This window comes from Arthrobacter echini (assembly GCF_008107445.1).
Classification (GTDB): domain Bacteria; phylum Actinomycetota; class Actinomycetes; order Actinomycetales; family Micrococcaceae; genus Arthrobacter_D; species Arthrobacter_D echini_A.
In genome coordinates, this window is sequence record NZ_VSLD01000003.1 from 288,959 (window position 1) to 300,737 (window position 11,779).

General features: G+C 69.0%; 8 protein-coding genes. 4 read left to right on the forward strand and 4 right to left on the reverse strand.

What is annotated here, in order from left to right:
* Positions 1 to 152 precede the first annotated feature (152 nt).
* From FQ377_RS08340 to sufU, 4 genes are all read left to right on the forward strand, one after another.
* The gene (locus FQ377_RS08340; RefSeq protein WP_148600779.1) at positions 153 to 2,780 is read left to right on the forward strand and encodes a LuxR C-terminal-related transcriptional regulator; all 2,628 of its coding nucleotides are present in this window, start codon (positions 153 to 155) and stop codon (positions 2,778 to 2,780) included.
* Complete coding sequence (locus FQ377_RS08345; protein WP_148600780.1) at positions 2,777 to 5,452, forward strand: LuxR C-terminal-related transcriptional regulator; 2,676 nt, start codon at positions 2,777 to 2,779, stop codon at positions 5,450 to 5,452. The genes FQ377_RS08340 and FQ377_RS08345 overlap by 4 nt, the downstream gene beginning before the upstream one ends.
* Before the next feature lie 469 nt (positions 5,453 to 5,921).
* Positions 5,922 to 7,241 carry an aminotransferase class V-fold PLP-dependent enzyme gene (locus tag FQ377_RS08350; RefSeq protein WP_148600781.1) on the forward strand — a complete coding sequence of 440 codons (1,320 nt, stop codon included), beginning with the start codon at positions 5,922 to 5,924 and terminating at the stop codon, positions 7,239 to 7,241.
* Positions 7,242 to 7,694 (forward strand): Fe-S cluster assembly sulfur transfer protein SufU, encoded by a 453-nt coding sequence (gene sufU, locus FQ377_RS08355; RefSeq protein WP_148600782.1) that lies wholly within the window; start codon positions 7,242 to 7,244, stop codon positions 7,692 to 7,694.
* Between the two features lie 30 nt (positions 7,695 to 7,724).
* Here sufU and FQ377_RS08360 read toward each other — a convergent pair whose 3' ends face one another.
* From FQ377_RS08360 to FQ377_RS08375, 4 genes are read right to left on the reverse strand one after another with little or no spacing between them, the layout of a single operon-like run.
* Positions 7,725 to 9,419, reverse strand: a complete 1,695-nt coding sequence (locus FQ377_RS08360) for an ATP-binding protein (protein WP_148600783.1) — start codon at positions 9,417 to 9,419, stop codon at positions 7,725 to 7,727.
* The gene (nhaA, locus tag FQ377_RS08365) at positions 9,397 to 10,755 is read right to left on the reverse strand and encodes a Na+/H+ antiporter NhaA (RefSeq protein ID WP_148600784.1); all 1,359 of its coding nucleotides are present in this window, start codon (positions 10,753 to 10,755) and stop codon (positions 9,397 to 9,399) included. Before nhaA ends, FQ377_RS08360 begins: the two co-directional genes overlap by 23 nt.
* 41 nt (positions 10,756 to 10,796) lie before the next feature.
* Positions 10,797 to 11,018, reverse strand: a complete 222-nt coding sequence (locus tag FQ377_RS08370) for an SCO4848 family membrane protein (RefSeq protein WP_148600785.1) — start codon at positions 11,016 to 11,018, stop codon at positions 10,797 to 10,799.
* A gap of 42 nt (positions 11,019 to 11,060) precedes the next feature.
* Positions 11,061 to 11,558: a DUF2505 domain-containing protein gene (locus FQ377_RS08375; protein ID WP_148600786.1), complete on the reverse strand. Its 498-nt coding sequence runs from the start codon at positions 11,556 to 11,558 to the stop codon at positions 11,061 to 11,063.
* Between the last annotated feature and the right edge of the window lie 221 nt (positions 11,559 to 11,779).

The window sequence follows — 11,779 nt, forward strand, 5'->3', positions numbered from 1 at the left end:
CCGACGCCGTGCGCGGCAACTCCCGCGGTACAGTGAACCGATAATGCAAGCGTTGCAGGGCGGTAATGCACCATGGGGAAGAACCACGCGGGCGGAGTGAGGCCGGATCAGGATCGGCACCGCACAGCTGAGGCCTTCATCGGCCGTGCTCCGTGACCCGGATCGACGCACGCTGGCCGTTCTCCGGTCGGCGCGAGGAAGTGACTGCGGTCAGGGCCGCGATCCGCTCGGCTGCGGGATGCGGGGTTGTCATCGTGGGTCCGCCCGGGGTAGGTAAGACGACGATCGCCCAGCACGCGGTGGACGGCCTTGCCCCCGACGTCGATCCCGTTCATCTGCGTGGAACCGCCGCGCAGGCCTCTACTCAGTATGCTGCGCTGAACGTCCTGCTGGCGGATCTCGACGAGGAAACGGCGGAGAGTCCACTGCTCGTCCTCAGCGCCCTGCAGCGCAGATTCGGTGACCGTGGGACCGGGCAGCCCACGCTCGTGCACATCGATCGGGTGGAGGAGATCGATGCCTCCTCGGCTGCGGTGATGGCTCATCTGGCGCGGACCGGAGCAGTCCGCCTGATCGTGACGAGTGAGTCGCTCCTGCGGGCTCCCGACGCTCTCCTCGACCTGTGGAAGGACGATCAGCTCGAGCGGGTCGACGTCCGGCCGCTGACGCTCGAGGCCACCACCGAGCTGTTGGCCGCAGCGCTGGACTCGCCTGTCTCCCGTTCCGCAGCACAGGAACTGTGGGTCGCGAGCGGTGGAAGTCCGAGGCATCTCCAGCGGGTCACGAGGACCGACCTGGATGCCGGTCATCTCGTGCTTCAGGACGGCGTCTGGGTGGCCCGGCATGTGCCGCGTCGGGCGACAGGGCGGTCGGTGGTCGACTGGCTCACAGCCGACCTCGCCGCGCTGCTACCGTCGGAGCGCACTGTGATCGAGGTCCTTGCCGTCTGCGGGCCACTGCCCGTGCGCATCCTCCTGCGGGCGGTGCAGTCCACCTCGCTCGATGCGCTGCAGGCAGACGGCACGCTGACACTCGCGGACACGGACGAGCCCGTCCTCGGTCTCACCCACGGTCTGGTCGCGGACACTGTCCTGGCCGACCTCGTCTCCTCCCCGGGGGTACTGGCGCTGGAGGCGCTCAACCGGCTCCGAGACGAACCGGGCATGCCGGTCCAGGGCCGGACGGCGATCGCGGTGTGGGCTCTCGGCCATGGGATCCCGATCGCGGACGAGGACCTGGTAGGACTTGCGGGCCTGGCGAATGATCACGGGCTCGGGGCCCTCGCGGGCCACCTGCTGGACGGTCTCGACCCGGACCGGACGACACCCCGGGCGGTACTCGAGCGCGCGCGATCCCTATGGTCCGACGGCCGTGGGGACGATGCGCTCGCCGTGGTCGAAGATCTCCTGCTGCCGGAACTCCCGGACGACGGTCTCCCGGAGTGGGTCGACACTCGTCTGCTGGCATCCTGGTTGCTGCGCAGCACCGATGGCAGGGACCCGGAGGCGCGGGCCCTGCTCGACGACGTAGGCGTGAGACTGCAACGGCACCCGACCGCCGACGACCTGCGGGGGAAGCTCGACCTGGCCGTGCTCGAGAGCGACGTCTTCGACGGCGCGCTGACAGCCGCGTGCGAGCGGGCTCCGGCGATCCTCGCGAGGTGGAGCGACGCCTCGCACGAGAGGGTCGGGATTTCGAGCATCCTCTCCGCGGCCCGGGCGGGAATGGGAGCCCAGGAGGAGGCCGCCAGCAGCATGGAGGCGGTTCTCGTGCGCCTGATGGACACCGCATCGAACCCCCAGGATCGCGATACCGCGATCCTGGGCCTGTGCTCGGCGCTCTTCATGGCGGGTCGCTGGAACGAATGCCTCGAGCTGCTGCGAAGCCTGGACGGCCGGGCGGCCCATTCCCTGCTCGCCGGATCACCGCTCGAATCCTTGGAGGGGGTGCTGCTCGCTTTCCTCGGAAGGAGCAGCGAGGCGCTGGAGAAGCTCGTGCCGGCCATCAGCCAGTTCCGACTGGGTGATCAGCACGGCCTCCTGCCGCTCGCGGAAGCTGCGGCTGCGTATGCGAGTGTTCTCGAGGGTGACACCGACGACGCCGACGAATATCTGCGGACCATCGACCTCACGGGACGGCGGTACCCCTGGTACCTGCGCGAAGCGGTGCTGTACTTCCGGCTCCTGACCGACGCCTGGCTGGACACCAGCGACGCCGTGTCCGTCGAACTCCTCGATCACGCTCGCAGCCTCGCCGACAGCGGCCGACGCGGCGTCGAGCTCTTCTTCCTCTGCCAGGCCGTGCAACTCGGTCGATACGAGGCGGCCGACGCGTTGGCCGCCTCTGCCACGGCGTCGCAGGGGCCTTTCTCGCGGCTTGCGCAGGATCTCGCGAAGGGGCTGGCCTCTCACGATCCGGGGGTGCTGAAGCAGGCCGCCCTGGAGGCGCTCGGGCTCGGGAACAACAACCTCGCCGGGGATCTTGCCGGCTTGAGTATCGAATATCTCACGGAGACCGACGACCCGATGATCCTCGTCCACGCCGAACAGACCCTGAGGAAGACGGCCACCCCTGCTCGCCGCCACGTGCGGCGCCGGCTCCTGAGTGAGCGGGAACGTGCCATCGCCCGACAGGTGGCCCTCGGCGTCGCCAACAGGGAGATCGCCGAACAGGAACACATCTCGCCGCGGACCGTCGAGGGCCACGTTCACCAGATCATGTCCAAACTGGGTCTGTCGAGTCGTAAGCAGCTCTCCCTGATCTTCGGACGGAAACGATGAGCGGCGGGGAGTCGAAGCCGTCCCTGGCGGGTAGATCCGACCTGATCAGGGAGGTCTGCGCCGCACTCGAGGACACCAGCAGCTTCGGAGCCCTGCTCGTCGGCGATGCCGGGATGGGCAAGACAGCCGTGGCCGGGGCCGTCCTGGAGCAGACCAGGTGGACCGCGCCGGTTCTCCGCATCGCCGGCGGCTCCACGCTCCGCGGAACTCCGTTCGGAGCCTTCGCGCCTTTCCTGCACAGCCTCGCGGTCACGGACGCCGGGTCACCGGTCGCCATCCTGCGAGCCGTCCTGGCGCATCTCGCGGAGGTGCGCTCCGTCCGGGCGCAACAACATCTGCCGTTGCTCGTCGTTGACGACGCCCAGGAACTTGATGACAGCTCGAGTGCCCTGCTCGCGCAGCTCGTCAGCGCCCGACGCGTCAAGGCACTCGTCCTGGTCCGGGAATCATCGACCGCGCCCACCGAGTTCCATCAGTTGAGCGCCGACAACCTCCTGGTCCGCTTCGATCTCGCGCCGCTCGATCTGGAAGCGGTCACAGCGATGAGTGCCGGCGTGCTCGGTGGTCCTGTCCTGTCGGGGACCGTGCACACCCTGATGCGCCAGACCGGGGGCAATCCGCGACTGCTCGGAATGATCCTCGTGCACGGGGTGGGCGAGGGCTATCTGGAGCAGAGCAACGGTATCTGGCGTTCGACCTCCGACCGACCGTCGATCTCCCCGCGGCTCGGCGATCTCGTCCGTTCACAACTGCGTCCACGGAGCGACGCGGCACTGGCCGTACTGGAACTGATCGCGCTCGTCGAGCCCATCGCCCTCGAAACGCTGGCGGACCGCGTCGACGACGAAGGTCTCAGGCGCGTACAGAACGACCCGGTCGTCGTCGTCGGGCAAGGCCCGGAGCACCTGGTCAGCCTGCACCCGCCGCTCTACGGCTCCGTGCTGCGTCATCAGTCACCCGCGGCGCGCAGCATGGCCGCCCGGCTCGAGCTACTCGACGCACAGGTGCCTGCACCGCAATCGCCCGCCGCGCTGCTCCGCACCATGTCGTGGGGCCTGGATCGCGGCAGATCTGTCGACGACGCGACACTGCTGAGCACAGCGGTGCTGGCCAACGAAGTGGGGAACCACGACCTCGCGCTCCGCGCGGCACGGGCGGTGTCCACCTCCGGGTTGCGCGGCAGTGCACTGCTCGAGCTGGCCCGCAGCCATGCCGGGCGCGGACACTGCGAGTACGCGCAGGATCTCGTCGACGGCATCCTGGGTCCCGGGGAGGACCCGCAGCTCATCGGGCGCGCAGCACATCTGTCCTTCCACTTGAAGCTGACCCAGGGAGCATCGCACCGCGACCTGCGGCAGGAGACGGCGCGCTGGACCGCTCTGCTCGACCAGATCGAGGAGTCGTCCCCGGGAGCCGGTGCGACCGACGATCATGCCCGGGCCAGACTGGACTGCGCCATCCTCGAATGCCACGCCCGCTTCCTCGAGGGACGGCTCGACGGACTCGAGGAAGAGGTGCTCGGACTCCTCGCGGATCCCCGAAGGACGGCGGAGTCGCGTGTCCGCTGCCTGATCCTGCTCGCCGAGCTGCTCGCGACGCTCGGACGGTCCGGCGACGGCCTCGCCCACAGCAGCCAAGCCCTCGACCTGATCGAGGGAGCTGGAGCATCACTGCTCGCCCATCGCGACCTCGCGATCAGCCGACAGGTGCTGCTGCTCACGAGCAGCGGGCGTCTGCGGGAGGCGGTGGAGCTCGTCCGGGCCGAAATCCGCGCATCCCCCCGCAGCATTGTGTACCTGGCGGCGTGGGGGGACTTCGTGGACGGCGCCATCGCACTGCGTGCCGCCCGGAACAGGGAGGCGCGAGACCGCTTCCTCCTTGCGGCCGAGGGTCTCAGGGGTACCGTCGACACGCCGGTGGTAGCCCTTCTCCTCGGCATGTCCGCCTACGCCTGCGCCCTCGCCGATGAGCCGGAACAGGCCGCCGGGCTCGTCGGCGAGGTCGCCCAGCTCCCAGCAGGCGGTTCTCGCTCGCTGCGGCTGGGAGGTCAAATCTTCGCGACGGCGGCGTCAGCTGTGCTCGGGAATGCGGCGCCGGCAGATCTGATCGAGCTCGCCGCGGCCGCGGAGCAGGACCGGATGACAGATCTTGCTGTGACCGCACGACGCTTGTCTCTGCTGCTCGGGGATACCTCGATTGTCGACGACCTCCTCCGGACCCTCGCCGGATTCCAAGGTGGGGGCGTCCGGAGCCTGGCCGATTTCGCCGATGCCGTTGAGAACAGGGATACGGAGTCGATGGTGGCCGCAGCAACGCAGGCCGGCCGTGACGGCGATACGGCGTTCGAGTACGCAGGCTTGGCGCTGGCCTTGCGCTCGCTGGAGACCAGGGCCCTCGGCCGCCAGACGCGTGCCCTCCAACGACGGCTCGTGCTCCTCGGTGAGGAGCGGGAAGGGTCCGACCCGGTACCGCGGGGAGACGCACCGACACCGGGCGCGAACACCCAGCTGACACCCACCGAGCGCAAGATCGTCGCACTGGTCAGGGAAGGACACTCGAATCGGGAGATCGCCGAGGACAGGGACGTCTCGGTGCGGACTGTCGAGGGCCACCTGTACAGGATCTTCGCGAAGCTCGGCGTGACTCGTCGGGCGGACTTGCGCGAATCGTGATCCGGACCAGAGAGTGCTACCCGAAGCTCAGGCTCGGGTCTCAGGTGGCCCTGAGGACTACTCGGCCGCTCCGGCGCACCCCTGGACGCTCGATCGTGTACTGAGCCCCGGAGCTCCGGCCATGCGCTGCTAGGCAAGGACCACGCCCTCTACGCGTACTGCGCGTGGACCTGATCGCAAGCCACAGTTCACTCGAGCTGCTCCTGCCGCCGCGGACGAGACCTACGGCCCGGGCGATCCCGGCCCGGTCTGCGTCGATCTGTCGGAGCCGCCCAGGGCCACGGAGGCCGTTGGTCGTCGCGGCGCGGTGGCGCGCTAGCCGGGGCAGACAGAACAGTGGCGCCCGCGGAACCCCGGTCCTTCTTAGGTTCCACTGGGATGCCGAGCGCCGCACGCGGGTGGCAGAATTGGCGCAGAGAGTCCTTGCGTAATCAATGCCTGGACCACCGCCTGATCCGAGGAGTCCCGCGTGACAGTGGTCGCAACACCCGTGACACTCACCCCGACGCCCGGCGCCGCGATGACCGACGCCGAGGTGCACCGCATCCGCAACGACTTCCCGATCCTGGGTACCGAGGTCAACGGCACACCGCTCGTGTACCTCGACTCCGGCGCCACCTCGCAGAATCCGCTGAGCGTGCTGGAGGCGGAGCAGGAATTCTACGAGCAGCGCAACGCGGCCGTGCACCGGGGGGCCCATGCCCTGGCGGTCGATGCGACCGACGCGTACGAGGACGCCCGCGCGGCCGTCGCAGGATTCATCGGCGCCCGCACCGACGAACTCGTCTGGACCTCGAACGCGACCGAGGGCATCAACCTGGTGGCCTACGCGATGTCGAATGCGGCGCTGGGACGCGGGGGAGAGGCCGCCCGCCGTTTCTCCATCGGTCCGGGGGAGAACATCGTGGTCACCGAGATGGAGCACCACGCGAACCTGATCCCCTGGCAGGAACTCGCCGCCCGCACGGGCGCCGAACTGCGCTTCATCCCGATCGACGACGACGGCGCGCTGCGGTTAGAGCGCGCCGCGGACGTCATCGACCATGGCACGAGGATGGTGGCCTTCTCCCATGCCTCCAATGTGCTCGGAAGCATCGCCCCCGTTACCGAGCTCGTCGGGCTCGCGCAGGCCGCGGGTGCCCTGACGCTCCTGGACGCCTGCCAGTCCGTGCCCCACCTCCCGGTCGACGTGAAGGCGCTCGACGTCGATTTCCTCGTGTTCTCCGGTCACAAGATGCTCGGACCCACCGGCATCGGTGCGCTCTACGGGCGCAGGGAGCTCCTGAACGCGATGCCTCCGTTCCTGACCGGCGGATCGATGATCACCACGGTCACCATGGAGCGGGCCGAGTACCTGCCGGCCCCGAACCGGTTCGAAGCGGGAACACAGCGGATCTCCCAGGCCATCGCTCTCGGTGCTGCCGCCAACTATCTCCACGAGACCGGGATGGAGCGTATCGAGGACTGGGAGATGCGCCTCGGCGAGAGGCTCGTGACGGGCCTCGACGCCATCGCGGGTGTCCGCGTCCTCGGCCCTGCGGCAGGCCTGCCGCGCATCGGCCTCGCGGCGTTCGACGTCGACGGGGTGCATGCCCACGACGTCGGGCAGTTCCTCGACGACAAGGGGATCGCCGTCCGGGTAGGTCACCACTGCGCGCAGCCGCTCCACCGGCGGCTGGGACTCACGGCGACCACGCGCGCGAGCACCTACCTGTACACCACCACCCACGAGGTGGACACCTTCCTGGAGGCCGTCGCACAGATCCGCGCCTTCTTCGGAGCGCGCTAGATGGGGTCGGATCTCGAGCAGCTGTACCAGCAGATCATCCTCGACCATGCGAGGGCCCGGCACGGCTCGCCCCTGCAGGACCACACCGGCGAGGGTGTGATGGGGGAGTCGCACCAGCTCAATCCGGTCTGCGGGGACGAGATCACCCTGCGGGTCGGTGTGAGGGACGGTGCCGTGTCGGAGCTGAGCTGGGACGGAGCGGGTTGCGCCATCTCCATGGCGTCGGCCTCGGTGCTGACGGAGCTGGTGCAGGGGCTTCCGCGGGACGAAGTGATCTCACTGGTCGACACGTTCCGCGAGGTCCTGCGGTCCCGCGGCAGGATCGAGGCCGACGAGGAGGTGCTCGGCGATGCCGCGGCGTTCGCAGGTGTCTCGCGCTATCCGGCCAGGGTCAAGTGCGCCATGCTCGGCTGGGTGGCACTCGAGGAATCGCTGCTCGCGGCCAACACCTAGGCACCGCCTCGGCTCAGCTACGCGCCCGCCTCACCCCTGGGGGAGCAGGATCGTGAAGCAGGTCCCCTCGCCCAACTCGCTCGTCACCGAGATGGACCCGTTGTGCTCGCCGACGATGCTTCTGGTGATCAGCAGCCCCAGACCGACGCCGGTCACGCCGGTGGAGCGGACGGATGCCGATCGGAAGAAGCGGTCGAACACGTGCTGGACCTCCTCGGGCGCGATACCGATGCCGGTGTCCTCCACCTCGATCCGCAGGGTGGTGCCGTCGAGTGCGGCGTCGAGGGTGATGCAGCCGCCGGGCCGGTTGTACTTCATGGCGTTGCTGAGCAGATTGTCGACGACCTGTCCGAGCCGGTCGGGGTCCACGACGGCGGGGAGGGAGGCCGGCGCCCGGTTCACGAGGCGCAGCCCCGCCCGCGTTGCTCGGACGAGCGCCGATTCGGCCGCCTCCGCCAGGATCAGGCCCACATCCGTGCGGACAGGGTTCACCTCGAAAGTGCCGGCGTTGATGGCCAGGAAGTCCTCGACCAGCCGTTCCAGCCGCAGCGCGTTTCGGCGTGCCACCCGGAGATAGTGCCGGGCCTGCTCGGGCAGCTCGGCCTCGAGCTCCAGGGCGACATCCAGATAGCCGAGAATGGAGGTCAGGGGCGTCCTGAACTCGTGCGAGACACTCGCGAGGAAGCGGTCCTTGGCCTGCAGGGCGAGCATGAGCTCCGTGATGTCGCTGAAGGACACCACGGTCCCGGCGAAGGCTCCGTCGTCGTCGTGCAGGCTGGTCGAGGAGACACTGATGGCACGCTGCATCGGAGGGGTGCCGGCCCAGATCTGGATGGACTCGAGGTCCTCACCGTCGATGGCCCGCCGGACCGGGCGCTCCGCGGGCGGCAGCGGGGTCTGGCCGTCCGGCCCGAAGATCAGCAGGTCGCTCTCGCTCGGGTCGGTGTTGCCCTCCGGCGCTGCCGCGAGGTGGGACTCCCGCTGTCGGGCGTTCATCAGGATGTCGTGGCCGTCGGCGTCGACGGCCAGGAGCCCCACGCGGACGGTCTCGAGCACGGTGTCCAGCAGCCGCTCGCGTGCCCGGGCCTCCTTCTCGCTCCGCCGCAGGGCGCCTTCCGAGGCCAAGAGGGCGACCTGCCGCCCGCGGTTGTCCCGCACGAGGCTGGACACGAACCAGGTCAGCCCGGCGAGGACCACCGGGAGCAGAACCAGACCCGGCAGGCCCCCGGTCAGCAGGGGAGCGCCCCCGAGGATCGGTGGCAACGAGACGAGGAGGCTCGTCGCGCCGAAGGTCAGGGCAACAGCCGTCGCCGTCCGGACGTGCGACGCGGCGATCCACACGGCCGGGAGTGCCGCCAGCAGGCCCGTGCCCGAGAGTGTCTCGCCCGCACCGAAGCGCACCAGGCCGATCACCAGCAGATTCAGCAGGGGCAGGGCGAAGGGCGACTGTGGAAGAATCCTCGACCAGGGCGTCACCACGGCGATCGACGTGACGACGAGACTCAGGATCCAGCCGGCCAGAAGGACGCCGGGCGAACCGGTGGCATCCCGGATCAGCAGGCCGAGCACCACGGTGACCGTCAGGATCACGGTGAGCCCCACCTGGCTCAGGACGATCGACCGTCGGCGGGCCGGACCGGCCGGATCGGCGAGGGCGGATTCCGCTGCGATCTGCCGTTCGCCGCGGGCGTCGGAGGACCCGCTAATCGCGGTTGTCGAAGACATCGGGCACGCCGTCGTCGTCGGAGTCGATCTTCTCCTCCTCGGCCATCGCGCGGTATCTCCTGTTGCGGATGCGCAGGACGACGGTCGCCAGGAGGGCGGCTGTCAGCGATGCCATGAGGATGGCGACCTTGGCGTGGTCGTCGTGCGGCGACCCGGCCCCGAAGCTCAGATCGTTGACGAGGAGCGAGACCGTGAAGCCCACGCCCGCCAGGACTCCGACGCCGAGCAGGTCCCACCAGCTCAGGCCCGGGTCCAGATTGGCCCGCGTGGTCTTGGTGACGAGGAAGGTGGTGAGCAGCACCCCGGTGGGCTTGCCGAGGACGAGCCCGAGCACGATACCGATCAGGACCGGGTCCGAGAGCGCGGAGAAGAAACCCTCCATTCCTCCGATCGCGACGCCCGCGGAGAAGAATGCGAAGACCGGCACGGCGAACCCCGTGGAAAGGGGACGGAAACGATGCTCGAGCACCTCGGCGAGACCGGGCTTGTTCGGTCGCGGCAGGGCGGGCTTGCCGTTGGGCTTGCGGCGCAGCACGGGGACACAGAAACCGAGCAGCACACCGGCCACCGTGGCATGCACCCCGGAGGCGTGCATGAGCGCCCAGGTGGCGGCCCCGAGCGGCAGCAGGATCAGCCAGGGACCGCGCGTGGTCCTGCCGAAGAATTTGGGTTTGCGCTGCGCCAGGAGGGCGAACAGGCCCAGCGGCAGGAGCATCCAGAGCAGGAAGACGAGGCTGACGTCTTCGGAGTAGAAGAAGGCGATGATGGCGATGGCGATGAGATCGTCGACGACGGCCAGCGTCAGCAGGAACAGCCGCAGGGCGCCGGGCAGGTGCGAACTGATGACGGCCAGGACTGCGAGGGCGAACGCGATGTCCGTCGCGGTCGGGATGGCCCAGCCGCGCAGTGTGTCCGGCGAGGACAGATTGACCGCCGTGTAGATCAGGGCCGGCACGACGACGCCGCCGAAGGCAGCCGCCACCGGGACGATGGCGCGGCTGATCTTCCGGAGATCCCCCGCGACGAACTCGCGCTTGAGCTCGAGTCCGGTGAGGAAGAAGAAGACCGCCAGCAGTCCGTCCGAGGCCCACGCCCCGACGGAGAGCTTCAGGTGCCACGGCTCGTAGCCGAACTCGAAGTCGCGGACGGCGAAGTAGGCATCACCCCACGGCGAGTTGGCCCAGAGGATGGCGAGCACCGCCGCGATGAGCAGCAGGATGCCGCCTACCGTCTCCTTGCGCATGAGTTCGCTGATGCGCATGTACTCGGGGTAGCTGGGCCGCTGCAGGATGACCGCACGTGCGCGGACGGGCTCCGGGGACTTGTCGTGTGCCATCAGGTCTCTTCCACTGGTGGGCGTTTCGTCTGAACGGACGATCAGGCGACGAGGGCGCGCACGCCGATGACGGCGGTCGCCGCGCCGAGGATCATGGACGTGGAGACCAGCATGATGTGGACCTTCAGGAAACGGGTTCCCTTACCGTTGTCGTCGCGGGAGCGCGGGTCCCTGAGGACACGGCGCAGGAAGGGTGGCCAGACGACGAGCGACCAGACGCCGGAGAGGAGCAGGACGAGGGCCAGGGGAGTGGGTAGGTTCACTGGAGTGTCTTTCGCGATCGAGTGCAGCGGGAGCGGGGCGGATCAGTGCTGCTCGAGCCAGGTCCGGGCCTCGGCGGCCTGGACATTCAGCGCCTTCCCGATCATCGGCTCGGCCGCCCCGGCGATCCTGCTCCCGAGGAAGGGGACGGACGATGTCACGGCGCCCTGCAGGTCCACCACGGTGTCCGCCCCGCTCGGGATCAACCGCTGGACGGCGGTGACGTTCAGGGGGACGCCCGCGACCGTCATCTCGAGCGTCGACTGACGACCGCCGTCCGGCGACGGCGGGTCCCACCGCTCCGTCTGCGTGACGGAGAGGGTCTCACCCACGAACTTGCGGGCCACGTCCGGGAGGCGCTCCGTCGGCAGGGTGCGCACGATCGTGACCGTGAAGGCTCCGGCCGTGTCGCCGTCGACGACGAGCGATTCGAGGGAGCCGCCGACGTGTGCGCTCATGTGCCGTATGAAGCCCTCGTCGGTGAACACCCTTACGATGGTCGAGGCGTCGTAGGGGAGGCTGGTGGAAGCATTCAGTGCCATGGATCCTCCGGGGGTGGTGGCGGGCAGCCGGTGGGGGCGGGGTCTTTCGCCATCCTACGACGTGGCCCGTTGATTCCCGCCCCGACGGGGCAAAGCGTCGGGGCGGCTTGCTACTGTGGAGCAACACCTGGCGACGATCGACGTTGCCGGGTTTTTGTGTTGTCCTCCCTACCGCTGCCGATCCCCGCGATCCGCCCGGGCCGGGGCCGGCAGCGGAGGAA